General features: G+C 68.9%; 25 protein-coding genes and 7 tRNA genes. 22 read left to right on the top strand and 10 right to left on the bottom strand.

The genetic code is table 11. From position 1 onward, the window contains the following. Positions 1-7: 7 nt before the first annotated feature. A complete protein-coding gene (locus ACFYVR_RS02280; protein ID WP_387469157.1) occupies positions 8-1,198 on the bottom strand; it encodes an MFS transporter in 1,191 nt (396 codons plus the stop codon). A 95-nt stretch (positions 1,199-1,293) separates the two neighbouring features. Between ACFYVR_RS02280 and ACFYVR_RS02275 the strand changes: the two genes are divergently transcribed. After that, positions 1,294-2,697 (top strand): GH1 family beta-glucosidase, encoded by a 1,404-nt coding sequence (locus tag ACFYVR_RS02275; protein WP_387469154.1) that lies wholly within the window; start codon positions 1,294-1,296, stop codon positions 2,695-2,697. Here ACFYVR_RS02275 and ACFYVR_RS02270 read toward each other — a convergent pair. The 8 genes from ACFYVR_RS02270 to ACFYVR_RS02235 all read right to left on the bottom strand — a co-directional run bounded on the left by ACFYVR_RS02270 (position 2,670) and on the right by ACFYVR_RS02235 (position 4,710). Further along, positions 2,670-3,134 carry an RDD family protein gene (locus ACFYVR_RS02270; RefSeq protein ID WP_387469152.1) on the bottom strand — a complete coding sequence of 155 codons (465 nt, stop codon included), beginning with the start codon at positions 3,132-3,134 and terminating at the stop codon, positions 2,670-2,672. The two genes, ACFYVR_RS02275 and ACFYVR_RS02270, sit on opposite strands and share 28 nt — an antisense overlap. Further along, a complete protein-coding gene (locus tag ACFYVR_RS02265) occupies positions 3,131-3,844 on the bottom strand; it encodes a hypothetical protein (RefSeq protein WP_387469150.1) in 714 nt (237 codons plus the stop codon). Before ACFYVR_RS02265 ends, ACFYVR_RS02270 begins: the two co-directional genes overlap by 4 nt. Before the next feature lie 86 nt (positions 3,845-3,930). After that, positions 3,931-4,005, bottom strand: a tRNA-Val gene (locus tag ACFYVR_RS02260). A 25-nt stretch (positions 4,006-4,030) separates the two neighbouring features. Then, positions 4,031-4,104 (bottom strand) — tRNA-Cys (locus ACFYVR_RS02255). Positions 4,105-4,127: 23 nt separating this feature from the next. After that, a tRNA-Gly gene (locus ACFYVR_RS02250) sits at positions 4,128-4,200 on the bottom strand. Between the two features lie 238 nt (positions 4,201-4,438). Then, positions 4,439-4,513: transfer RNA gene (locus ACFYVR_RS02245), tRNA-Val, on the bottom strand. Between the two features lie 30 nt (positions 4,514-4,543). Continuing rightward, positions 4,544-4,614, bottom strand: a tRNA-Cys gene (locus ACFYVR_RS02240). Between the two features lie 23 nt (positions 4,615-4,637). Beyond that, positions 4,638-4,710, bottom strand: a tRNA-Gly gene (locus tag ACFYVR_RS02235). A 259-nt stretch (positions 4,711-4,969) separates the two neighbouring features. Between ACFYVR_RS02235 and ACFYVR_RS02230 the strand changes: the two genes are divergently transcribed. From ACFYVR_RS02230 to pdxS, 10 genes are all read left to right on the top strand, one after another. Further along, a tRNA-Val gene (locus ACFYVR_RS02230) sits at positions 4,970-5,041 on the top strand. Positions 5,042-5,163: 122 nt separating this feature from the next. Continuing rightward, positions 5,164-5,592: a TIGR02611 family protein gene (locus ACFYVR_RS02225; RefSeq protein ID WP_387469148.1), complete on the top strand. Its 429-nt coding sequence runs from the start codon at positions 5,164-5,166 to the stop codon at positions 5,590-5,592. After that, on the top strand, positions 5,589-6,302 hold the full coding sequence (locus ACFYVR_RS02220) for a (2Fe-2S)-binding protein (RefSeq protein ID WP_387469146.1): 714 nt from the start codon (positions 5,589-5,591) through the stop codon (positions 6,300-6,302). The genes ACFYVR_RS02225 and ACFYVR_RS02220 overlap by 4 nt, the downstream gene beginning before the upstream one ends. A gap of 113 nt (positions 6,303-6,415) precedes the next feature. Further along, positions 6,416-8,467, top strand: coding sequence for a threonine--tRNA ligase (thrS, locus tag ACFYVR_RS02215; RefSeq protein WP_387469144.1), 2,052 nt, complete (start codon positions 6,416-6,418; stop codon positions 8,465-8,467). After that, positions 8,464-9,042 carry an HIT family protein gene (locus ACFYVR_RS02210; protein WP_387469142.1) on the top strand — a complete coding sequence of 193 codons (579 nt, stop codon included), beginning with the start codon at positions 8,464-8,466 and terminating at the stop codon, positions 9,040-9,042. The genes thrS and ACFYVR_RS02210 overlap by 4 nt, the downstream gene beginning before the upstream one ends. Next, the gene (gene pgsA, locus ACFYVR_RS02205; RefSeq protein ID WP_387469140.1) at positions 9,043-9,717 is read left to right on the top strand and encodes a phosphatidylinositol phosphate synthase; all 675 of its coding nucleotides are present in this window, start codon (positions 9,043-9,045) and stop codon (positions 9,715-9,717) included. After that, complete coding sequence (locus ACFYVR_RS02200) at positions 9,714-10,616, top strand: phosphatidylinositol mannoside acyltransferase (protein ID WP_387469138.1); 903 nt, start codon at positions 9,714-9,716, stop codon at positions 10,614-10,616. The genes pgsA and ACFYVR_RS02200 overlap by 4 nt, the downstream gene beginning before the upstream one ends. Position 10,617: 1 nt before the next feature. After that, a complete protein-coding gene (locus tag ACFYVR_RS02195) occupies positions 10,618-11,742 on the top strand; it encodes a glycosyltransferase family 4 protein (RefSeq protein WP_387469136.1) in 1,125 nt (374 codons plus the stop codon). Next, positions 11,742-12,797: an NUDIX domain-containing protein gene (locus ACFYVR_RS02190; RefSeq protein ID WP_387469134.1), complete on the top strand. Its 1,056-nt coding sequence runs from the start codon at positions 11,742-11,744 to the stop codon at positions 12,795-12,797. Before ACFYVR_RS02195 ends, ACFYVR_RS02190 begins: the two co-directional genes overlap by 1 nt. Before the next feature lie 84 nt (positions 12,798-12,881). After that, positions 12,882-13,796 carry a pyridoxal 5'-phosphate synthase lyase subunit PdxS gene (pdxS, locus tag ACFYVR_RS02185; protein WP_387469131.1) on the top strand — a complete coding sequence of 305 codons (915 nt, stop codon included), beginning with the start codon at positions 12,882-12,884 and terminating at the stop codon, positions 13,794-13,796. A gap of 99 nt (positions 13,797-13,895) precedes the next feature. Here the strand turns inward: pdxS and ACFYVR_RS02180 are convergent, their stop codons facing one another. Further along, entirely contained in the window at positions 13,896-14,585 is a 690-nt protein-coding gene (locus tag ACFYVR_RS02180) for a TetR/AcrR family transcriptional regulator (protein ID WP_387469128.1), read from the bottom strand. Between the two features lie 109 nt (positions 14,586-14,694). On the opposite strand from ACFYVR_RS02180, the gene ACFYVR_RS02175 reads away from it, so the two are divergent. The 11 genes from ACFYVR_RS02175 (at position 14,695) to yajC (ending at position 24,056) form a co-directional block, all read left to right on the top strand. Continuing rightward, positions 14,695-15,864: a cytochrome P450 gene (locus ACFYVR_RS02175; protein WP_387469126.1), complete on the top strand. Its 1,170-nt coding sequence runs from the start codon at positions 14,695-14,697 to the stop codon at positions 15,862-15,864. A gap of 2 nt (positions 15,865-15,866) precedes the next feature. Further along, positions 15,867-16,064: a ferredoxin gene (locus ACFYVR_RS02170; protein ID WP_387470288.1), complete on the top strand. Its 198-nt coding sequence runs from the start codon at positions 15,867-15,869 to the stop codon at positions 16,062-16,064. 284 nt (positions 16,065-16,348) lie between these two features. Next, positions 16,349-17,812 (top strand): aldehyde dehydrogenase, encoded by a 1,464-nt coding sequence (locus tag ACFYVR_RS02165; protein ID WP_387469124.1) that lies wholly within the window; start codon positions 16,349-16,351, stop codon positions 17,810-17,812. A 91-nt stretch (positions 17,813-17,903) separates the two neighbouring features. Continuing rightward, positions 17,904-18,761, top strand: coding sequence for a mycofactocin-coupled SDR family oxidoreductase (locus ACFYVR_RS02160; protein WP_387469122.1), 858 nt, complete (start codon positions 17,904-17,906; stop codon positions 18,759-18,761). A gap of 98 nt (positions 18,762-18,859) precedes the next feature. Continuing rightward, entirely contained in the window at positions 18,860-19,678 is an 819-nt protein-coding gene (locus tag ACFYVR_RS02155; RefSeq protein WP_387469120.1) for an acyl-CoA thioesterase, read from the top strand. 26 nt (positions 19,679-19,704) lie between these two features. After that, entirely contained in the window at positions 19,705-20,382 is a 678-nt protein-coding gene (gene pdxT, locus ACFYVR_RS02150; RefSeq protein WP_387469118.1) for a pyridoxal 5'-phosphate synthase glutaminase subunit PdxT, read from the top strand. A gap of 92 nt (positions 20,383-20,474) precedes the next feature. Next, entirely contained in the window at positions 20,475-21,227 is a 753-nt protein-coding gene (locus ACFYVR_RS02145; protein ID WP_387469116.1) for a YebC/PmpR family DNA-binding transcriptional regulator, read from the top strand. Between the two features lie 112 nt (positions 21,228-21,339). Then, positions 21,340-21,924: a crossover junction endodeoxyribonuclease RuvC gene (gene ruvC, locus ACFYVR_RS02140; protein ID WP_387469114.1), complete on the top strand. Its 585-nt coding sequence runs from the start codon at positions 21,340-21,342 to the stop codon at positions 21,922-21,924. Further along, positions 21,921-22,520: a Holliday junction branch migration protein RuvA gene (gene ruvA / locus ACFYVR_RS02135; RefSeq protein ID WP_387469112.1), complete on the top strand. Its 600-nt coding sequence runs from the start codon at positions 21,921-21,923 to the stop codon at positions 22,518-22,520. The genes ruvC and ruvA overlap by 4 nt, the downstream gene beginning before the upstream one ends. 50 nt (positions 22,521-22,570) lie before the next feature. Next, positions 22,571-23,602 (top strand): Holliday junction branch migration DNA helicase RuvB, encoded by a 1,032-nt coding sequence (gene ruvB, locus ACFYVR_RS02130; RefSeq protein WP_387470286.1) that lies wholly within the window; start codon positions 22,571-22,573, stop codon positions 23,600-23,602. 73 nt (positions 23,603-23,675) lie between these two features. Continuing rightward, positions 23,676-24,056 (top strand): preprotein translocase subunit YajC, encoded by a 381-nt coding sequence (gene yajC, locus ACFYVR_RS02125; RefSeq protein ID WP_387469110.1) that lies wholly within the window; start codon positions 23,676-23,678, stop codon positions 24,054-24,056. Positions 24,057-24,113 lie beyond the last annotated feature (57 nt).

Genomic DNA, 24,113 nt, shown 5'->3' with positions numbered 1-24,113 from the left:
TCAACCATTACCGGGTCCGGTCGGCGGACTCCGGTACCGCCGAGGCGGTGCGCGGGTGGAACGCGGGTGCGAGCAGGACCAGCCCCATGGCGAAGGCGAGCGGCACGACGAACCCCACACGCAGGTTCGATGCTGCCGCGACCGCACCGACGATGCCGCCGCCGACGACGGTCCCGGCGTAGTTGAACAGGTTCAGGCGTGCGACGACGGCGTCGGTCTGCCCGGGCGGCGCGAGACGGCCTGCGGCGCTGAAGCAGAGCGGCGCGACGACGGGAGCGCCGAGGCCGACCACGAGGAATCCGACGATCGCCATCGTCGGGCCGGTCGCGAACACGACCACCACCATTCCGGCGGCACCGATCGCGGCGCCGACGCGGACGACGGCGATCTCGCCGTACCGGCGGACCCAGTGGTCGCCGGTGAGCCGTGAGAGCAGTCCTGCGCCCTGGTAGGCGGCGACCCCGAGCGCGGCGGTGCTCGCGCTGGCGAGGAGCATGTCCGTCAGGTACAGCGCGGACCAGTTGCCGATGCTGAAGTCGATCGCGAAGAACAGAGCCATCGCGGCACCGAGGGCGAGGAACGGCCGCAGCGGCACCGCCAACGGCGCGGTCGGTGCGACGGCCGTCTCGTGGCCCGTGACGAGCAGTCGGGGTCCGAGCACCGTGGTGCCGACCGCGACGACGGCAGCGGCGACGAGCAGACACGCGCCCAGACCCACGTCGAGTCCCGCACAGGCCGAGACGAACAGCGCGCCGGAGATCGCCCCGACGCTCCACACCGCGTGGAACGACGACAGGATCGACCGGCCGTACCGGTGCTGGATCGCGACGGCCTGCATGTTGGCGGCAGCGTCGACGATCCCGAGTCCGATCCCGTACACGGCGAATCCGGCGAAGAACGCAACAGTGCCCTGGGAGAACGCGATTCCGGCGCCGGCGATCGCGATCACGCACAGCCCCGCGCGCAGTGTCGTGCGGCTCGACGTCCGGGTCGCGGCGAACTCGGCGAGCACACTGCCCACCCCGGCGACCAGCGAGACCGTGACGACCGCGACGACGATCGTGGTGTCGGTGAACCCGAACTTGTCCTTGAACTGGGGGAGTTGGGTCAACAGGACCGCGAGGAGAAATCCCTGCAGTGCAAACGCCGCGGCGGTGCCGACACGGGCGGCGCGCGGAACGGTGGTGGGGTCGGTCATGTCCTGGTCGGTACTTTCGCCGGGGCCGCAGGGGCGTGTCCAGGAATTGAAGCATTGCGCTGGACGTCCGTCCAGGAAACGGTCACACTCGCCCCATGACTGCAACGGATCCGGTGTTCGAGCCGGACTTCCTGTGGGGCGTGGCAGCCGCCGCGTACCAGATCGAAGGTGCCGTCGAGGAGGACGGCCGCGGTCGTTCGATCTGGGACGAGTTCTGCGGCCGCCCCGGTGTCGTCGCCCGTGGCGAGACCGGCGACGTCGCGACGGACCACTACCACCGGTATCGCGAGGACGTCGCCCTGATGCGCGACCTCGGTGTCGGCGCCTACCGCCTGTCGGTGTCGTGGCCGCGGGTGCAGCCCACCGGCCGGGGCGTGATCAACGAACCCGGCCTCGACTTCTACGACCGGCTGATCGACGAACTGTGCGCGGCGGGCATTGCACCCGCGGTGACACTGTTCCACTGGGACCTCCCACAGGCGTTGCAGGACAACGGCGGCTGGCTCGAACGCGACACCGCGGCCCGTCTCGCCGACTACGCGGACATCGTAGGACGGCGCCTCGGTGACCGTGTCCGGATGTGGATGCCGCTCAACGAACCCGTGGTGCACACCCTCTACGGCCACGCGCTCGGTGTCCATGCACCCGGATATCAGCTGGGATTCGGCGCACTGCAGGCCGCGCATCACCAGCTGCTCGGACACGGGCTCGCGGTGCAGGCGCTGCGCGCCGCGGGGTGCGAGAACATCGGCATCGCGTCCAACCACGCTCCCGTGCACGCGGCGAGTGATGCCCGGGAGGACGCCCTGGCCGCCGACATCTACGACCACCTCGTCAACTGGACGTTCGCCGATCCGGTTCTGCGCGGCACCTACCCCACGCCCGAACTGGCCGCGGCTCTCGCGGGCCCGGTCGACGAGGACCTGAAAACCGTTGCGCAGCCATTGGACTGGTTCGGCATCAACTACTACGAGCCCACGGTGATCGCGGCCCCGGCGGCGCGGGACGAGGGCGCCTCCGGCGTCCTCGAGGTCGAACTCCCGCCGGGACTGCCGTTCCGTCCTGTCGCACTCGACACCCCGGACCGCACCGACTTCGGCTGGCCGATCGTGCCGGCGGGCCTGCGCGACATCGTCCGGACCTTCGCCGACCGCTACGGCGAGATGCTGCCGCCGCTGTACATCACCGAGTCGGGAGCGTCGTTCCACGACCCGGACCCGGTCGACGGCCGCGTCCCCGACCGGCGGCGCATCGACTACCACCGGGCCCACCTGCATGCGTTGAAGCAGGCCGTCGACGACGGTGTCGACGTCCGTGGCTACTTCGTGTGGTCGATCCTCGACAACTTCGAGTGGGCGGCCGGCTACCGGGAGCGATTCGGCCTGGTGCACGTTGACTACCGCACACTCGAGCGCACTCCGAAGGACTCCTACCACTGGTATCGCGACCTGATCGCCGCGCACCGCACGGGTCAGACCGTCACGGCGTCGAGGTCGTGACGCCAGTCGTACACCACCTCGGTCTGCAGGAGGATGTCCTGCACGGAATGCCGGTGCGGATTGATCACCGCCCACAGCAAGCCGACGGGGAAGAACACGCAGGCCACGGCACGCAGCAGTGAGATCGCCCAGCGGACCCGGCGGTGCTTGCGGGTCATGACCCGCACCCCCATCGCGAGCGAGCCGACGGTCCGGCCGGTGGTGGCCCAACAGCCGGTCAGGTAGACGACCGACAGTCCGAGCCACGCGGTGATCGACCACAGCGGTCCCGGGTCCGGGAACGTGAAGCTCTGCGGCGACAGCAACAGCTTCGCCAGGAGCAGGGACAGGTAGGCGCCGCCGAGGAGCGCGAGCACCACGCCGAGGTCGATCACCGCGGCGATGCCACGGGTCACGATGCCGGCGGGGCGCCGTTTCGGGATTCCGTGGTGGGTCACCGAGCGGTTCCGTCCTCGTCGAGGCGCTCGTGTTCGTGCCGATCGCGGCCGAACAGGCGGCCGACGAAGCCTGCGACCGCGTCGTCGGCCTGCATGCCCTGACTGCGCACTCCGCGCACCGCCTCCTCGGACAGTGACCCCGTCGAGTCACGGATGATCTGTGGCAGATCCACATCCTCGATGATCTGGTTCGCCAGGCCGAGCAGGTCGATTCGCGCGATGATCGCGTCGAGGTCGACCCGCGACGCGATCGCGTCGACGTCGATCACGGCCGCGGCCGCGTTCAGGTCCACCCGCGTGACCTGACGGTCCAGATCGACGGTGTCGACGATCGTGTCGAGGTCGAGCCGGTCGATGACGGCGTCGAGGTCGAGTCGCGCGGCGATCCGGTCCACGTCGATGCCCTCGGCGACGACGTCGAGGTCCACGTGGTCACGGACGATGCGGGTCAGATCCATTTCGAGGAGGGCGGCGGCCACCACTTCCCGGACGAGGGCGCGCAGCACGTCCCGGGCGAGGACGGCCGCGGAGACCAGCGCCTCCTCGCCTCGCGCGGCGAGAGTCGCGGCGAGGTCGTCGAGTCGGCTGCCGATGACGGGGACCCGGTGAGCCGTGTCGACGGCCGTCCGGGCGGACCACATCGCGAGGTCGGCGGTCCGGGCGAGGGCGCCCGCGGCGAGGTGGAGGGCATCGGGTCGGGCCGTCGCCATGCCGGGCTCCTTCTCACTGTGAACACTGTGCTCATCAGTACATACCGCAACGAGCCCCCCGGACAATGTCCGGGGGGCTCGTGTCGTGGTGCGCGATACTGGGATTGAACCAGTGACCTCTTCCGTGTCAGGGAAGCGCTCTCCCGCTGAGCTAATCGCGCAGGATATTGATCTGTACTCGACACGTGGAGGTGGAGACGGGAATCGAACCCGTGTGCACGGCTTTGCAGGCCGTTGCCTCACCACTCGGCCACTCCACCGCAAGGTCGAGTCCAACCTCTCGAGCGGATGACGGGATTCGAACCCGCGACCCTCACCTTGGCAAGGTGATGCGCTACCAGCTGCGCTACATCCGCACGCTGCTCGGGGGCGTTTCTGCCTCCGTGCTGCGAGAAGGAACATTAGCCCACGGACGCCGCGAACACCAATTCGCGTCCTGACCTGCAGTGATGTCGGCTGTCGCGGTGGGGGAGGGCGCCCGCGCGGGGGCTGGGGGTCGCGCTGCGGTGCCTCGCCGCGTGCGGCGAGGCCCGGCCCGTCGGAGAAACAACGAAAAAAGGGACCCCCGTCAGGGGGTCCCTTTTCGTCGATCCGTGGTGCGCGATACTGGGATTGAACCAGTGACCTCTTCCGTGTCAGGGAAGCGCTCTCCCGCTGAGCTAATCGCGCAGGCCTACATGTGTAGGTTTCGTGCAACAGAGGTGGAGACGGGAATCGAACCCGTGTGCACGGCTTTGCAGGCCGTTGCCTCACCACTCGGCCACTCCACCGCAAGGTCGAGTCCAACCTCTCGAGCGGATGACGGGATTCGAACCCGCGACCCTCACCTTGGCAAGGTGATGCGCTACCAGCTGCGCTACATCCGCATGCTGCTCGGGGGCGTTGCCGTCTCCGTGCTGCGAGAGAAACAGTAGCCCACGGTGTGGGGAGCACCAAATCCGCTGGTCATGTGCTGTTCAGGTGAACAACACCCGTGGAATTCGGGAGGGAGCCGGAGGCGGGGGCGGATCGGTTGCGCAGATTTTCGTCCGTGACCAGGCGGTTTCCCACTCCGCGTGCGGGCGTGCTAGTTTTCTCCTCGTTCGGCCGCGAGAGATCGACGCGCGGCCGGTCCGTCAAGTGCACGGTCCCGTGGCTCAGTGGGAGAGCGTCCGCTTCACACGCGGAAGGTCGCTGGTTCGATCCCAGCCGGGACCACCGAACACGAAGGGCGGCTGCGATAATTCGCAGCCGCCCTTCGTGCTGTCCGGGCCTCCTTTCCCGGCGGCCCTTCCTTCCTGGCGGCCTCGAACGCGACTGCCGGCGGTAGCGTGGATCCGGTGACGGACCAGGTGAGCACGGAGCACGAGAACACCGAGAATCGGTGGCTGCGGCTGCGTCGTCGGATCGCGGCGAAACCCGTTCTCAACCTCGCGTACCGCGTCGCGGTGGGCGTCGTCGGAACCGTGGTCCTGGCCGTGGGCATCATCGCGATTCCGTATCCCGGCCCCGGTTGGTTGATCGTCTTCGCCGGTCTGGGCATCCTCGGTTCCGAGTTCGCCTGGGCTTATCGGTTGCTCCGCTTCGCCAAGGCTCGCTACGACCAGTTCATGGAGTGGTTCGCGGGGCAGTCGGTCGTGGTCAAGGCGCTGTCGGTGCTGGCGACGACGGTGGTCGTGGTCGCCACGCTCTGGGTGCTCGGGGCGATCGACCTCGTCGCCGGGTGGTTCGGCATCGAACAGCCACTACTCGAGTCCCCCCTGGGATGAGCCCCGCCGAGTTCCCCGGTGCCCTGCTGGCCGATCCGACGTGGCTGGCCGACCGCATCGACGACACCGGGGCCCGCTGGGCGGTGACCGATCGGCGGGTCGCCGCCACACTCTGGTGGTATTCGGCGAGTTCGACCCTCCTCGCACCGGTGTCCGCCGACCTGGTGCGTACCGGCACCGCCCCGGATCCGAGCCTGACCGGGCTGACGGTGGCCGTCACGCCGGACGGCGCCCTGACCTCGATCCGTGGTGGCGGACGCGTCACCGATCCGTCCCTACTCGCCGCCGGCCTGCGCGAGGCACTCGGCGCCGTCGTCGACGCCCTGGCGGAGGTGAGCGGGGCGGCACCCGCGGCCCTGTGGGCGGTGGCATCGGATTCCCTCGGCAACCGTGCGCTCGAGGCGGGCGCGGCCGCGGGGTCCCCGGCCGCGGGCAGCTCGCTCGCGGCGAGGCTGGCCGAACTCGTCGGACCGCCACTGCCGCGACCGCGATTCGTCGACGTCGGAGCGGGCGGCATCGATGCCGCCGACCCGGCCGCGTCGCCGGCCACCGGGACCCGCCGCTACCTGCGCCGGAATTCGTGCTGTCTGATCTATCGCGCCCCGGCACTGGTGCCGCCCGGGGACGACGACGCCGCCGAACGGGCCAAGTGCGTGAGCTGTCCGCACCAGTTGCCCGAGGTGCGCCACGCGCGGCTTACCGCCCTGTAGCGCGCGGACGCGTGCCGGGTGAGCGGGCCGACCGCACCGCGGTCCCGATAGCATGAGGGCTCATCACCGACGCCGACATCGAGGTCGGCCCACCTACCGAGGAGCACATCGCCGTGACCACGCCTGCATCCGTAGCCCCAGCCGCCCGCGTCCGGGTGCCTGCCGGGACTACCGCCGGCACGGCGGTTCGCGAGGCGGGACTGCCGGCGAAGGGCTCCGACGCGGTCGTCGTGGTGCGCGACGCCGACGGCGCCCTCAAGGACCTGTCCTGGATTCCCGACGTCGACACCGAGGTCGAGGCGGTCGCCGCCGACACCGAGGACGGCCGCAGCGTGATCCGGCACTCGTGTGCCCACGTCCTCGCGCAGGCCGTGCAGCAGGAGTTCCCGGAGGCGAAGCTGGGCATCGGGCCGCCGATCAAGGACGGCTTCTACTACGACTTCCAGGTTGCGGAGCCGTTCACCCCCGAGGATCTCGCGCGTCTCGAGAAGCGGATGAAGAAGATCGTCAAGGACGCCCAGCGGTTCTCCCGCCGCGTCGTCGACGACATCGAGGACGCCCGCGTCGAACTGGCGAAGGAGCCGTTCAAACTCGAGCTCGTCAGTGACAAGTCGGGCATCGACGATCCGGAGGTGATGGAGGTCGGCGGCAACGAGCTGACGATCTACGACAACCTCAATCCGCGGACCGGCGAGGTGATCTGGAAGGACCTGTGCCGCGGCCCGCACATCCCGACCACCAAGTTCATCCCGGCGTTCAAGATCACCCGCAGCTCGGCCGCCTACTGGCGCGGCGACCAGTCCCGTGAGGGTCTGCAGCGCATCTACGGCACCGCATGGGAGTCGACCGAGGCGCTGGACCAGCACCTCGAGCTGCTCGCCGAGGCCGAGCGTCGCGATCACCGCAAGGTCGGCGCCGACCTCGACCTGTTCTCCTTCCCCGACGAGCTCGGGTCCGGTCTGCCGGTGTTCCACCCCAAGGGCGGCATCATCCGGCAGGAGATGGAGAACTACTCCCGCAAGCGGCACGTCGAGGAGGGCTACGAGTTCGTCTACTCGCCGCACATCACCAAGCAGCATCTGTACGAGGTCTCCGGTCACCTGGACTGGTACCGCGACGGCATGTTCCCCGCGATGCACATCGACGAGGAACTGAACGAGGACGGCACCGTGCGCAAGCCGGGCCAGAACTACTACCTCAAGCCGATGAACTGCCCGATGCACAACCTGATCTTCCGCTCCCGCGGACGGTCGTACCGTGAGCTTCCGTTGCGGCTGTTCGAGTTCGGCTCGGTGTACCGCTACGAGAAGTCCGGTGTCGTGCACGGCCTGACCCGGGTCCGCGGCATGACGCAGGACGACGCGCACATCTACTGCACCAAGGAGCAGATGCGCGACGAGCTGACCACCACGCTGCAGTTCGTGCTCGGGCTGCTGAAGGACTACGGCCTCGACGACTTCCACCTCGAGTTGTCGACGAAGAACCCCGACAAGTTCGTCGGCGACGACGCCCTGTGGGAGGAGGCGACCGAGACGCTGCGCGAGGTCGGCCAGGCCTCCGGGCTGAACCTGGTTCCCGATCCGGGCGGCGCCGCGTTCTACGGGCCGAAGATCTCGGTGCAGGTGCAGGACGCGCTCGGACGCAGCTGGCAGATGTCGACGATCCAGCTGGACTTCAACCTGCCGGAACGCTTCGAGCTCGAGTACACCGGCACGGACGGCGCGAAGCACCGTCCGGTGATGATCCATCGCGCCCTGTTCGGGTCGATCGAGCGGTTCTTCGGCGTGCTCACCGAGCACTACGCCGGCGCGTTCCCGGCATGGCTGGCGCCGGTCCAGGTGGTGGGCATCCCCGTCGCCGAGGCGTTCGAGGACCACCTTTTCGACGTGGTCGCGCAGCTGAAGAAGGCCGGTGTGCGCGCGGAGGTCGACGTCAGCGACGACCGGATGCAGAAGAAGATCCGCAACCACACCACGCAGAAGGTGCCGTTCATGCTCCTCGCGGGCGAGCGGGACGTCGAGGCGGGAGCGGTGAGTTTCCGGTTCCGGGACGGCACGCAGGTCAACGGAATTCCGGTGACGCAGGCCGTCACGGCCATCACCGAGTGGATCGCACGACGTGAGAACGCGTCGCCGACCGCCGACCTGGTCGGTGACCTCGCATGAGCGAGACGCCCGGCCAGCCGGAGTCGCCGCTGGTGGACACCGGTCCGGGTGACCCGGACCGGTTGCAGCGGCTGTGGTCGCCGCACCGGATGTCCTACATCGCCGAGGCGCCGAAGGCGGCCCAGTCGGACGAGGGGCCCTTCACCGCCATCCCGAAGATGAGTGACGAAGAGGGCCTGATCGTCGCTCGCGGCGAGCACGTCTACGCGGTGCTGAACCTGTATCCCTACAACCCGGGACACATGATGGTGGTGCCGTACCGGCGGGTGGCGGCCCTCGAGGACCTGACCCCGGGTGAGTCAGCCGAGCTGATGGCGTTCACGCAGCAGGCGATCCGCGTCATCAAGCGGGTCTCGCGCCCGGACGCGTTCAACGTCGGTCTCAATCTCGGTGCGGCAGCCGGCGGTTCGCTCGCGGAGCACCTGCACCAGCACATCGTTCCGCGGTGGGGTGGGGACGCGAACTTCATCACCGTCCTCGGGAGCACGAAGGTGATGCCGCAGTTGCTGCGGGAGACCCGGGCGCTGCTGTCGGCCGCGTGGCAGGAGATCGCCCCCGCGAGCGGAGGCAACTAGATGCTGAGCATTCTGGGACGGGCATCGGTCTCGAAGGCGACGGCCCCGCTGGGCCGGGCGCTGGTGAGCACCGGCCTGTCCCCGGACGCGGTCACCGTGTTCGGGACCGTCGCGAGTGTCGCGGGTGCGTTGACCCTGTTCCCGTCCGGGCACCTGTTCTGGGGAACCATGCTGATCTGGTTCTTCGTCATGTTCGACATGCTCGACGGCGCGATGGCCCGGGCGCGGGGCGGCGGAACCCGCTACGGAGCGGTGCTCGACGCGACCTGCGACCGGATCGCGGACGGCGCGATCTTCGCGGGCCTGGCGTGGTGGGCCGTCTACCACGAGGACAGCCGCTCACTGCTCGTCGCGACGCTGGTCTGTCTGGTGACGTCCCAGGTCATCTCGTACGCGAAGGCGCGGGCGGAGGCCAGCGGCCTGTCCGCCGACGGCGGCCTGATCGAGCGTCCGGACCGCCTGATCATCGTCCTGGTGGGTGCCGGATTGACCGGTATCGCAGGGCAGTTCGAGATCGGGTGGCTCTCGTGGGCGGTGTACGTCGCGATGTGGATCCTCGCCGCCGCGAGCGTGGTCACGGTCTTCCAGCGGGTGCTGGCGGTCCGCAACGCGCCGGGTGCCCGGGACCTGCTGCCCATCGGCACCCCGGCCGACGGTCGGGAATCCGAGCAGTGAGCCGCGCAGAGCGGGTGAGCGACCTCGGCTACGCCGCCGGATGGCGGCTGGTGCGCGCCCTTCCCGAGAAGGTCGCCACCCGCGTGTTCGACGCGGGTGCCGATCTCGCCGCGCGCCGAAACGGGGGCCCGGACCAGTTGCGCCGCAACCTCGCCCGGGTTCTCGGGGTCGGGCCCGGTGAGGTGCCCGACGAGTTGATCCGGGCGTCGGTGCGGTCCTATGCCCGGTACTGGCGGGAGGCCTTCCGGCTGCCGTCGATGGAGCACGCCGAGCTGGGACGCCGACTCGACGCGAAGGTGCGCGGCAAGGAACACATCGACACCGCACTGGCGGACGGGCGGGGCGCCGTCCTGGCGTTGCCGCACAGCGGCAACTGGGACATGGCCGGGGTCTGGCTGGTACAGAGTCGCGGCCGCTTCGCGACCGTGGCGGAACGCCTGAAGCCGGAGTCGCTGTACCAGCGCTTCGTCGACTACCGGGAGAGTCTCGGATTCGAGATCTTCCCGCTCACCGGTGGGCAGAAACCACCCTTCGGGGAACTCGCGGACCGGCTCCGCGACAACGGGATCGTCTGCCTGCTCGGCGAGCGCGACCTCGCGAAGCACGGAGTGCCCGTCACCTTCTTCGGGGAGCCGACGCGAATGCCCGCCGGGCCCGCGAAGCTCGCCGTCGACACGGGCGCGGCCCTGCTGCCGGTGCACTGCTGGTTCGACGGCGACGACTGGGGATTCTCGGTCGACGCCCCGATCGACACCACCGTCGGGGTCGAGGCGGCGACGCAGACCCTGGCCGACCGCTTCGCGGCGAACATCGCCGCACACCCGGCGGACTGGCACATGCTGCAGCCGCTGTGGCTGGCCGACCTGTCCGAGGCGCGCCTGGCCCGAATGGAGGGCTGACGTGCGGATCGGGATGGTGTGCCCCTACTCGTTCGACGTCCCTGGCGGAGTTCAGGCGCACGTCGTCGAGCTGGCACAGGTGTTGATCGAGCGGGGCCACAAGGTGAGCGTGCTGGCGCCGGCGTCGGACGGCACCGAGTTGCCCGACTTCGTGGTCTCGGCCGGTCGCGCGGTTGCCATCCCCTACAACGGGTCCGTGGCCCGGCTGACGTTCGGTCCGGTGTCGTACGCGCGGGTGCGGCGGTGGATTGCGGACAACGACTTCGACGTGCTGCACATCCACGAGCCGAACGCGCCGAGCCTGTCGATGCTGGCGATGAAGATCGCCGAGGGGCCGATCGTCGCGACATTCCACACCTCGACCACGAAGTCGTTGGTGCTCAGCACTTTCCAGAGTGTGCTGCAGCCGTACCTGGAGAAGATCACCGGCCGCATCGCGGTCTCGGAATTGGCGAGGCGCTGGCAGGTCGAGTCGCTCGGCTCGGACGCGGTCGAGATTCCGAACGGGGTGGACGTCCCGGCCTTCGCGGATGCCGTTCCGCTGGAAGGCTATCCGCGGGCAGGGGGCACGGTGCTGTTCCTCGGTCGGTACGACGAGCCGCGCAAGGGGATGGCCGTCCTGCTCGGTGCGCTGCCCGAGCTGGTCGATCGACATCCCGACCTGCAGGTGCTGGTCGTCGGACGCGGCGACGAAGCCCGGCTGCGCAAGGAGGCCGGCCGGTACGCGACGCACCTGCGCCTGCTCGGTCAGGTCAGCGACGAGGAGAAGGCCTCGGCGCTGCGCTCCGCCGACGTCTACTGCGCACCCAACCTCGGTGGCGAGTCGTTCGGGATCGTGCTCGTCGAGGCGATGGCGGCAGGCACCCCGGTGGTGGCGAGCGAACTCGACGCGTTCCGTCGGGTGCTGCGCGACGGCACCGCCGGCATGCTGACCCCGATCGGGGACAGTGACGCGCTGGCCGGCGCACTGGAGGCGGTGCTCTCCGACCCGGATCGTCGACGCGCCCTGATCGACGTCGCGACCGAGGTGGTCGCCGAGTACGACTGGCCGGTGGTCGCGGAACAGATCCTGCGGGTGTACGAGACGGTCACCGTCGGCGCGCACGGCGTGCGGGTGGAGGCGTGATGACGTTCTCGGCCACCACGGTCCTGGTGGTGGCGCTCGTCGTCGCGGTGGTCGTCGCGATCGGTGTGTGGGCGTACGGCACCGCAAACCGTCTCGACCGTCTGCACGTGCGGTCGGACCAGTCGTGGCAGTCGCTCGACGCCGCGCTGGCCCGCCGTGCCGTCGTCGCCCGCGCCGTCTCGGCCGCGATGGTGCCCTCCGGGGCCGTTTTCGGCTCCGCGGCGCACCCCGCGGCGGACGGAACACGCCTGGCGGCGTTGGCCGATCGCGCCGAACGGGCCGACCGGGCGGACCGCGAGTCCGCCGAGAACCTGTTGTCGGCCGCGTTGAACGCGGTCCCGGCCGAAGCGCTCGCGCCCCAGTTGGTCGCCGAGCTCGCCGACGCGGAGGCCCGCGTGCTGATCGCCCGGCGCTTCCACAACGACGCGGTCCGCGACACCCTGGCGCTGCGTACGCGGCGCCTGGTCCGGCTGCTGCACCTCGGCGGCACGGCACCACTGCCCACGTACTTCGAGATCGCCGAACGGACGACGCCGTCGGCCGGTGCCGGACAGGGCGTCGACGAGATGCGCACCTCGGCACGGGTCGTCCTGGTCGACGAGCAGGGCCGGGTGCTGTTGCTGCGTGGTCACGACCCGCAGGTGCCGGACGTGTCGTTCTGGTTCACGATCGGCGGCGGCGTCGAGTCCGGGGAAACCCTCCGCGAGGCCGCGGTGCGCGAGATCCGCGAGGAGACCGGTCTGGTCGTCGACGGTGCGGTGCTGAGGGGACCGATCTGGCGCCGCGTCGCGGTCTTCCCGTACGACGGGGAGCTGATCCGTTCGGAGGAGCTGTTCTTCGCGCTCGCACACCCGGCGTTCACACCGGAGCGGTTCGGATTCACCGAGCTCGAGCGCCGCGCGATCTCGGGGCACCGGTGGTGTTCGCCGGCAGACATGCGCGCCGTCGCGGCGGACGGGGAGACGGTCTATCCGGAGGATCTTCCGGACCTGGTCGGCGAGGTCCGGGCCCTGCTGGCCCGCGACGACGAACCCGGGGTTCGCTCCATTCGCTGACGAACTAGGATCGATGTCACGCACCGGCACGGCACGGAGAGGGACGACCGTGGCCGGGGCGGTTCCGAGTACAGAACACGACTGATGGAGCTTGCCGTGAGTACCCCCGATACCGCCCCTACGACAGGAACTGCCCGCGTCAAGCGGGGGATGGCCGAGATGCTCAAGGGCGGGGTCATCATGGACGTCGTCACCCCGGAGCAGGCGAAGATCGCCGAGGACGCGGGCGCGGTCGCCGTCATGGCGCTCGAGCGCGTCCCGGCCGACATCCGCGCGCAGGGTGGCGTGTCTCGCATGTCCGATCCGGACATGATCGACGGCATCATCTCCGCCGTCTCGATCCCGGTGATGGCCAAGGCCCGGATCGGTCACTTCGTCGAGGCGCAGATCCTGCAGTCCCTCGGCGTCGACTACATCGACGAGTCCGAGGTCCTGACTCCGGCGGACTACGAGAACCACATCGACAAGTTCGCCTTCACCGTCCCGTTCGTGTGTGGTGCCACCAACCTCGGTGAGGCGCTGCGCCGCATCAACGAGGGCGCGGCGATGATCCGCTCGAAGGGCGAGGCCGGCACCGGTGACGTCTCGAACGCCACCACGCACATGCGGAAGATCCGGCAGGAGATCCGGCGCCTGACGTCGCTGCCAGAGGACGAGCTGTACGTCGCGGCGAAGGAACTCCAGGCCCCGTACGATTTGGTGGTCGAGGTCGCGAAGGCCGGCAAGCTTCCGGTCACCCTGTTCACCGCGGGTGGCATCGCGACCCCGGCGGACGCGGCGATGATGATGCAGCTCGGCGCCGAAGGCGTGTTCGTCGGTTCGGGCATCTTCAAGTCCGGCAACCCGGCCGAGCGGGCCGCGGCAATCGTCAAGGCCACCACCTTCCACGACGACCCGGACGTCCTCGCCAAGGTCTCCCGCGGTCTCGGGGAGGCGATGGTCGGCATCAACGTCGACGAGATCCCGCAGCCGCACCGCCTCGCCGAACGCGGTTGGTGAACCGAACTCATCCGATGCCGAACGGGCGCCCCGCTTCAGCGGTGGCGCCCGTTCGGCGTGTAGGTGACATCACGGGCACCCGTGTGCGTGCACCGCGCCTCAGCCCTCCAGGGTGTCGGCGCCCTGCTTCATGCGTGTGTTCAGTTCCTGCACCGTGACCGGTTCGCCCGGCAGGGCACCGCTGGGTTCGGCACGCAAGCCGTCCAGCACCAGCCTCAGGGACCGCTCCGTCGACATCCCGCGCATCGTGTCGGTCCCGGGCGATCGGTTCCCGAGGACCACGGATATCAGGTAGAGCGCGTCGCCGGCGCCGATATCGCGGCGAATGGAACCCTCCTCTTGTGCGTCCTGCACAAGGGCTTCGAGCGCAGACATCATCTCCCGGTGCACCCCCTCGGACTCGGGTGCGGCGTGCACGTCACGCCACGACTGCAGTGACAGGAATGCCAAATGCACTGTGAGCCGTAGGTTTTCGGACTGCGTGGCGAGACGGACGAAAGCGTCCCACGCACTCGGCTCCACTTCCTTCGCCTCTGTGACATCGGCCAGCACGTCACGGAAGCTTTGTGCAGCCACGGCCGCGACCAACCCCGCGCGATCGGGGAAGCGGCGGTACAGGGTACCGACTCCGACGCCGGCCGTGCGCGCGATGGCCTCCATCGACACGTCGAGCCCGGAAGTTCGGAAGAGGCTTTTCGCCGCCACGATGATCTGGTTGCGGTTCCGGCGCGCATCCGCGCGTAGTGCTGGACCCCCCGCCGTGTTCGGCGGGATGACTTTTTCCCGCATCGAATTCCTTTCGGGTCTGGACTTTCTGGGGTCGATGTGACTAGCCTCACTTTCGGTAACCGGACGACAGTCGTCCACTTATGGCGACACGCCCATTGGGGAGTACATCATGACAAGCTCCAAGATCTCACTGACCCGTACCAGTCCGCATCGTCCACCGGCCGACCACCTGCGTCTGCAGTCGGAGAACCCCATCAGTTGGGTGGAGATGGTCGACGGACGTCGTCTCTGGGTCCTGACTCGACTCGCGGACGTCAGGGCGATGCTCGGCGACAGCCGCCTGAGCTCCGACCGGCGAGATCCCCGCCACCCGAACCACATGCCTTACATGGCGCCCGACCGTCGCCAACAGCTGATCGAGATGGACGCACCGGATCACACCCGGGTGCGGCGCGCGATCCTCGGCGAGTTCACGGTGCAGCGCGTGAACTCGTGGCGCCCCCGCATCCAGGAGATCGTCGACGAAGCCGTCGACGCCATGCTGGCCGGGCCGTCCGAGGTCGACCTCGTCGAGGCGCTGTCGCTTCCGGTGCCGTCCAAGGTGATCTCGGAGATGCTCGGCGTTCCGTACGCCGACCACGAGTTCTTCCAGGAGTGCAGCGCGGACTTCAGCCGCCCGACTGCAACGCCCGAGCAGAGGGGTGCTGCGATCGGTCGACTCAAGTCCTACATCTCCGACCTGGTCCAGGAGAAGATCAAGTCGCCCGGCGACGACCTGCTGAGCCGCCAGCTCGCCGCCGGAGTCGATCCTGAAGGTGTGGAGGAGATGGGCTTCCTGCTGCTCATCGCCGGCCACGAGACGACCGCGAACATGATCTCGCTGTCCGTGGCGACGCTGTTGGACAAGCGTGGGCATCTCGCGACGTTGCTCGACAATCCCGAACTCATGGCGGGGGCTGTCGAGGAGCTGCTCCGGTACTTCACGATTGCCGAGATCGGCGCGGCACGACTTGCCACCGAGGACCTCGAGATCGGCGGCGTGCAGATCAAGGCCGGCGAAGGTGTCCTGGCGCTGACGAACACGGCCAACCGTGACCCCTCGGTCTTCCCCGATCCCGACGAGATCGACTTCACCCGCATGGCGCGCAATCACCTGTCCTTCGGATTCGGGCCACACGTGTGCCTCGGTCAGAACCTTGCTCGCCTCGAGCTCGAGGTGGTCCTGGCCACGCTCCTGCGCCGGGTGCCGGCGCTGCGTCTGACGAGTCCGTTCGACGAGCTCTCCTTCAAGGAGGACGGCCCGACCTACGGCATCCACGAGTTGATGGTGGCCTGGTGACCATGCGAATCATCGTCGACGAGAGCCGGTGCGTGGGCGCCGGCCAGTGCGTCCTGGTGAGCCCGGACCTGTTCGAGCAGAACGACGACGACGGCACCGTCATCGTGCTTCGCCCGCACCCGGAGGGCGATGCCGAGACCGCGCAGGCGAAAGAGGCGGTCGCCGTGTGCCCCGGGCGGACCTTGTCGCTCGAAGACTAGGGCGACGTCGGGTCCGGTTGTGCTCCTTCGGTTCCGGCCACAACCGGAATCCGACCGTTCGGAATCCTCGGCCGCCCTTGTGCGGACGTACTGCATTGAGCGCATTGACAATCCGAAAATAAGCAGTGATGCTTATCTCGTCACTCACAGAAACGGTCGTTCCCGACGCGGGACGGCTTTTCCCGCGGCTCACCGGTGGGCCGGAAACGGAGGCTTCGGTGTCCAGCCAAACTGACCTCGACCGATCGGCGCAGGTCACAACTTTTGCCCAGCGAGATGCCGACGTGCCGCTCCGCCATCCGGACCGGCTCTTCATCGATGGGCAATGGCAGGTCCCGACATCGTCGTCCACGTTCGAGATCGTCGACCCCGCAACGGAAGAGGCTGTCTTCCGGGTCGTCGAGGCGAGCGCGGAGGACATGTCGCGGGCAATCGGTGCGGCGCGACGGGCCTTCGACCACTCCGCATGGCCTCGGTTGACGCCCGCCGAGCGCGCCGAGTGGCTGCGTAAGCTCGCCGACGGACTGCGCCGGCGGTCCGCGGACGCGAGTCTGCTGTGGACCCGGCAGGTCGGTGTCCTGCATTCGATGGCGACTGTCTCCATCGAACGCGTCGGTGCCACCTACGACTACTACGCCGACCTCGCCGCGGACTTCCCGTTCGAGGTGCAACACGATCCGGTGCAGGGCGCCTTCAACGCCGTTGTCCGCGAACCGATCGGCGTCGTCGGCGCGATCGTCGCCTGGAACACGCCGATGTCGCTGGCGTCCTACAAGGTCGCGCCCGCGTTGCTGGCCGGATGCACGGTGGTCCTCAAGGCGCCCCAGGAAGCGCCAGGGGAGGCCTACGTCCTCGCCGAGATCGCCGAGGAGATCGGTTTGCCCGCAGGCGTGTTGAACGTCGTCGTGGCCGACCGCGAGATTTCCGAGCAGCTCGTGCGGGATCCGCGAGTCGACAAGGTCGCCTTCACCGGATCCAGTGCCGTCGGCCGGCGGATCGCCAGTCTCTGTGGCGACCGGATGGCGCGCTACACACTGGAGTTGGGCGGCAAGTCGCCGGCGATCGTGCTCGACGACTACGACCTCGAGACTGCGGCCCAGGCACTCGCCGCGGCGGAGTGCACCCTCAACGGCCAGGTGTGCTCGTCACTGACGCGCATCATCGTCAGCCGGCATCGCCACGACGAGTTCGCGGAGGCACTCGGCTCGTTCTTCGGCGCCGTCCGGGTCGGGGATCCGTTCGATCCCGCGTCCCAGCTCGGCCCCCTGGCGATGGAGCGTCAGCGCGATCGAGTCGAGCAGTTCGTCCAGAAGGGTCTGGCCGAGGGCGCGAGGCTCGTCACCGGCGGTGGCCGGCCGAGCGAGCTCGACCGTGGGTTCTACATCGAGCCGACCGTCTTCGCGGGCGTGGACAACGGGTCGACCATCGCGCAGCAGGAGATCTTCGGTCCCGTCCTCAGCGTGATCCCCGCGGACAACGAGGAACACGCGATCGAGCTGGCCAACGACACCGTCTTCGGTCTGAACGCGAGCGTCTTCACCGACGACGCCGACCGTGCCTACGACGTCGCCCGTCGAATTCGTTCGGGCACCGTGGGGCACAACGGATTCCGGCAGGATCCACGGCTGGGCTTCGGTGGGTTCAAGCAGTCCGGTGTCGGGCGCGAAGGCGGCCGGGACGGACTGCTGCCGTACCTCGAGTCGAAGACCGTGATCCTGGACGGTGTTCCGTCTGCCGCGCAGGCCTGATCGACCCGTTGCGTTGCCCGGTGGCGGAACCCCGCACCCTTCACGCCGCTACCGCGGCTGTTTCACACATTTGAGGACCAAGGAGTAATTCATGTCGGGACGTACGGAAGGCAAAGTCGCCTTCATCACCGGTGCTGCCCGGGGCCAGGGCCGTAGCCACGCCGTTCGCCTGGCGGAGGAGGGCGCGGACATCATCGCAGTCGACCTGCTCGAGGACATCGAGACAGCGCCGTACTCGATGGCGACGAGTGAGGACCTCGACGAGACGGTTCGGCAGGTCAAGGCGTTGGGTCGCCGCATCGTCGCCAGGCAGGCCGACGTGCGGGAACTGTCCCAGCTGAAGAAGGCGCTCGACGAGGGTGTGACCGAACTCGGCAAGCTCGATGTCGTCGTCGCCCAGGCCGGAATCCTGACGATGGGGTCGAACACGCCGGAGGCCTTCATCGACGTCGTGCAGGTGAACCTCTTCGGTGTCGTCAATGCGGTCACCGCCGCGGTGCCGTACCTCGACCGTGGTGCGTCGATCATCCTGACCGGATCGACGGCCGCCCTGATCAGGGGCTCGGTCGACATCACCGGCGCCGGTGGTCTCGGATACGCGCACGCCAAGCGGCACGTGGCACGGTTCGGCCACGACCTGGCGCGTGTCTACGCCGACCGGCAGATCCGCGTGAACGTGATCCACCCGACCAACGTCGACACGACGATGATGGACAACGAGTTCATGTACAACGCCTTCCGCCCGGACGTCGAGAATCCCAACCGTGAGGACATGATTCCGGCGCTGACCGCGAAGTCGCCGATGGGCGTGCCGTGGCTCTCGCCCCGCGACGTCTCCGAGGCAGTCCTCTACCTGGCCTCCGACGAATCCAAGTGGGTGACGGGACAGCAGCTCAAGCTCGACGGCGGTCAGCTGCTGGCGGACACGAACGCCGGGGTACCGGCCTAGGCGCAACTCCCGGCACGCTGCACGCGGCGACGCGGCCCCGCTTGACGAGAGCGGGGCCGCGTCGTTGCTAGCGTTACCCCTGCCGAAAGGGGTGCCACATGTCGTCGATCGAGGAGATTCTCGAACTCGAACAGCTCGAGAAGGACATCTTCCGGGGCATCGTGGCCGACACGACGATGACCCGCACGTTCGGCGGCCAGGTCGCCGGGCAGGCGCTGGTGTCGGCGGTGCGCACGGTCGACGACCGGTACCGGGTGCACTCGCTGCACGGGTACTTCCTGCGTCCGGGCAACCCCACCATTCCCACGGTGTTCCTCGTCGACCGGATTCGGGACGGGCGCTCGTTCTGCACGCGTCGCGTCACCGGAGTGCAGGACGGTCAGGCGATCTTCACCATGTCGGCGTCGTTCCACGTCGGCGACGAGGGCATCGAACACGGAGACCGGATGCCGCCGGTGCCCGACCCCGAGGACCTGCCCGACATCGCGCAGGTCGTCGGCGAGGACATCCCGTGGGAGTTCCGCGAGTGGTCCGACTGGGACCTGCGCTTCGTACCGCAGGAACGGATCGCCCGCCGTCCCGGTGTTCCCGCGCAGCAGCAGGTCTGGTTCCGGTACCGCCGCACCCTGCCCGAGGACCCCGTCTTCCACATCTGCACGCTGGCCTACATGTCCGACATGACGCTGCTCGGGTCGGCCCAGGTGCCGCACGCGGGTACGGCACTGCAGCAGGCGTCGCTCGACCACGCGCTGTGGTTCCTGCGTCCGTTTCGGGCCGACGAGTGGCTGCTCTACGATCAGTCGTCACCGTCCGCCGGCTTCGGGCGCGCCCTCACCCAGGGTCGCATCTTCGACCGGTCCGGAGTGCTCGTCGCCGCTGTGGTGCAGGAGGGCCTGACTCGGCTGCTGCGCGACTGACCGTTCGAGAAGTACTTTTCTGCAACATGATTGGACCTGTCATCAACACCGTGTGCGTACCCGTGACCCCGCCCGCCGATCAGCCCGCCACTCGACCCGTGGTCGGGGTCCTCGCCCTGCAGGGCGACGTCCGCGAACACGTCGCGGCGATCGAGGCGGCGGGCGCCCGCGCGATCACGGTGCGCCGCTCCGCCGAGCTCGAAGCGGTCGACGGACTGGTGATCCCGGGCGGCGAGTCGACGACGATGAGCCGGTTGCTCGTCGTGTTCGACCTGCTCGAGCCGCTGCGGGAACGGCTGCGCGCTGGCATGCCCGCCTACGGGTCGTGTGCGGGCATGATCCTGCTCGCGTCCGAGATCCTCGACACCCGGCCCGACGCCCACTGCCTGTCGGGTATCGACATCACGGTGCGGCGCAACGCTTTCGGTCGTCAGGTCGACTCGTTCGAGGAGGACCTCGACTTCGCGGACGTGCCGGGCGGTCCGATGCGTGCGGTGTTCATTCGCGCGCCGTGGGTCGAGCGGGTCGGCGAGGGGGTCGAAGTGCTCGCCACCGTCCCGGAGGGCCCGGCGGCGGGGCGCGTCGTCGCGGTCCGGCAGGGGAACGTCGTGGCTACCTCGTTCCATCCCGAGGTGACCGGGGACCGGCGGGTGCACGAGTTGTTCGTCGACATGGTGCGCGAGGCGATCGCGGCGCGCGGGTAAACTGGCTCCACTGTGATCCCTGCTGCAGCGTCCGGCGCTGTCGCGGGTGCATCCACATCCGGGACAGGCAGACACGGAAGAGGGAACCACGCATGAGCGGCCATTCCAAATGGGCCACCACCAAGCACAAGAAGGCCGCGATCGACGCCAAGCGCGGCAAGGCCTTCGCGAAGCTGATCAAGAACATCGAGGTGGCCGCGCGAACCGGCGGTGGTGACCCGGCCGGAAACCCGACGCTGTACGACGCCATCCAGAAGGCGAAGAAGACCTCCGTTCCCAACGACAACATCGAGCGGGCGCGCAAGCGCGGTGCCGGTGAGGAGGCGGGCGGCGCAGACTGGCAGACGATCATGTACGAGGGGTACGGCCCCAACGGCGTCGCCGTGCTGATCGAGTGCCTCACCGACAACCGCAACCGCGCCGCGGGCGAGGTGCGCACCGCGATGACCCGCAACGGCGGCAACATGGCCGATCCAGGTTCGGTGTCGTACCTGTTCAGCCGCAAGGGTGTCGTCGTGCTGGACAAGGCCGGCCGCAGCGAGGACGAGATCCTCGAGGTCGTGCTCGAGGCCGGCGCCGAGGAGATCAACGACCTGGGCGAGCAGTTCGAGATCGTCTCCGAGGCGGGTGACCTGATCGCGGTCCGTACCGCGCTCGTCGACGCGGGCATCGACTACGACTCCGCCGACCCGGACTTCCGCGCCTCCGTCGAGGTCCCCGTCGACGTCGACGGAGCCCGCAAGGTGTTCAAGCTGGTCGACGCGCTCGAGGATTCGGACGACGTGCAGAACGTGTACACCAACGTCGACGTCTCCGACGACGTCCTGGCGGAACTCGACGCCTGATCGTTCACGCTCGGGCGACCGCGTGTTGGTCTCCGACGATGTCACCGCACGCGCCTATACTCTCGAACAGCTGTTCGTACAAGCGGCATCGGCTGCTCGGAGAGGTGGGCGCGTGCGTGTGATGGGTGTCGACCCCGGACTGACGCGGTGCGGTATCGCGCTGGTCGAGTCCGGGCGCGGGCGGCAGGTGACCGCGCTCGACGTCGACGTGGTGCGCACGCCTGCGGACATGGAGTTGGCGATGCGCCTGAACTCCGTCTACGACGCGGCCTGCCACTGGATCGACGTGCACAGCCCGGAAGTGGTGGCGATCGAGCGCGTCTTCGCCCAGCATCAGGTCTCGACCGCGATGGGGACCGCCCAGGCGGGTGGTGTCGTCGCGCTGGCCGCGGGGCAGCGGGGCGTGCCCGTCCGATTCCACACCCCGTCGGAGGTCAAGGCCGCCGTCACCGGAAACGGTCGCGCCGACAAGGCACAGGTCACCGCGATGGTGACCCGCATCCTCGGCCTGCAGCAGGCGCCGCGGCCTGCGGACGCCGCCGATGCGCTCGCACTGGCCATCTGCCACTGTTGGCGGGCGCCGATGATCGAGCGGATGGCACGTGCCGAGGCCGCAGCCGCGGACCAGAAGCGGCGGTACGAGGCGCGTCTCGCGGAACTGAACAGATCCAGGTTGAAGAAGGCAGGTTCGCAATGATCGCGTCGGTCCGTGGCGAGGTGCTCGAGATCGCGCTCGACCACGTGGTGCTCGAGGCCGCGGGCGTCGGCTACAAGCTGAACGCGACGCCGGCCACCCTCGCGACACTGCAGCGTGGAGCCGACGTGCGACTCGTCACCGCGATGATCGTCCGCGAGGAATCGATGACGCTCTACGGCTTCCACGACAGCGAATCGCGTGACCTGTTCGGCCTGCTGCAGACCGTCTCCGGTGTCGGGCCGCGTCTCGCGATGGCGATCCTCGCGGTCCTGGAGCCGGAGGCGCTGCGCAAGGCGCTCGCCGAGGGGAACGTGTCCGCCCTGACCCGGGTCCCAGGTATCGGCAAACGAGGTGCCGAGCGGATGGTCGTGGAGTTGCGCGACAAGGTCGAGGCGGTCCCCGCCGCACCGGGATCCCCGGCCGCCGCGGCCGCCGCGGGACCGATCCGCGACCAGATCGTCGAGGCGCTGGTCGGTCTCGGGTTCCCCCTCAAGCAGGCAGAGCCGGCGACCGACTCGGTCCTCGCCGCGGATCCGGACGCGGACACCTCCCGCGCACTGCGGTCGGCGCTCGCCCTCCTGGGTAAGAGCCGGTGACCGAGCACGGCGACGCCGTCGATCCCGCGGAGTCGCAGGTCTCGGCGCAGATGCTCACCGGCGACGGTGACGTCGAGGCCAGCCTGCGGCCGACCTCGCTGGACGACTTCATCGGCCAGCCGCGGGTCCGGGAACAACTGCAGCTGGTCCTGGCCGGCGCGAAGAAGCGCGGCGGCACTCCCGACCACATCCTGCTCTCCGGCCCTCCCGGGCTGGGCAAGACGTCGATGGCGATGATCATCGCCACCGAGCTCGGCACGTCGCTGCGGCTGACGTCGGGACCTGCCCTGGAGCGGGCCGGTGACCTGGCGGCGATGCTGAGCAACCTCGTCGAGGGCGACGTGCTGTTCATCGACGAGATCCACCGGATCGCCCGCCCGGCCGAGGAGATGCTGTACCTGGCGATGGAGGACTTCCGCGTCGACGTCGTCGTCGGCAAGGGTCCCGGCGCCACGTCCATCCCGCTCGAGGTCGCGCCGTTCACCCTTGTCGGTGCCACCACCCGGTCCGGGTCGCTGACCGGTCCGCTGCGTGACCGCTTCGGGTTCACTGCGCACATGGACTTCTACGATCCGCCGGAACTGCAGCGAATCCTGTTGCGGTCGGCGGGGATTCTCGGCGTCACGCTGGGCGACGAGGCGAGCGCGGAGATCGCCGGGCGGTCCCGAGGGACCCCCCGTATCGCGAACCGGCTGCTTCGTCGGGTCCGGGACTTCGCGGACGTGCGTGCGGACGGCGTCATCACCCGGGACGTCGCGCGGGCCGCACTGGCGGTGTACGACGTCGACCAGCTCGGACTCGACCGGCTCGACCGGGCGGTCCTCAGCGCGCTGGTCCGCAGCTTCGGCGGCGGACCGGTCGGGGTGTCGACCCTCGCCGTCGCGGTGGGGGAGGAGCCGGGCACCGTGGAGGAGGTGTGTGAGCCGTTCCTCGTGCGGGCGGGGATGATCGCCCGCACGCCCCGCGGCCGGGTCGCGACCGCGGCCGCCTGGGAACAGCTCGGTCTGACGCCGCCGCCGGACGCGGCGACGGGCGGAATAGATGTACGCGTCAACGAACCGCAGCAGGCGCTGTGGGAGTGATGGCACACTGGTGTACTGCAGCGGTCCGCACGGGACCGGTGACACGGACGAACCCCGAGGACTGACTTCAACGATGGAATTGCTGTTCCCGCTCCTGATTCTCGCCCTGCTGGTGCCGATGTTCCTCGGCATCCGCCGCCAGAAGAAGGAAATGGCGAAGACCACCGAGGTGCAGGATTCGCTCCAGGTCGGTGACCGGGTCATGACCACGGCGGGTCTGCATGCCACCGTGGCCGGCCTCGGCGAGTCGACCGTGGATCTCGAGATCGCACCCGGCGTCGTGACCACGTGGTCGCGTCTGGTGATCCGCGAACGGGTCGCCGACGACACCGATCTCGACGAGGACGACACCGACCTCGTCGAGACCGACACCGATCTCGACGGCACCGACACCGCGGCCGGACCGGCCGAGGAGACCCCCGAACAGACGCAGCGCCGCCTCGACAAGGAATGAGCCGGGACAAGGATTGAACTGATCCCGCGCCTGCTGCCGAGCGTCGTCGCTCGGCAG

The organism is Rhodococcus sp. NPDC003318, assembly GCF_042879035.1.
Taxonomy (GTDB): domain Bacteria; phylum Actinomycetota; class Actinomycetes; order Mycobacteriales; family Mycobacteriaceae; genus Rhodococcus_G.
Note: the sequence above shows the minus strand (reverse complement) of the source record. Positions and strands in the feature narration are given on the sequence as shown.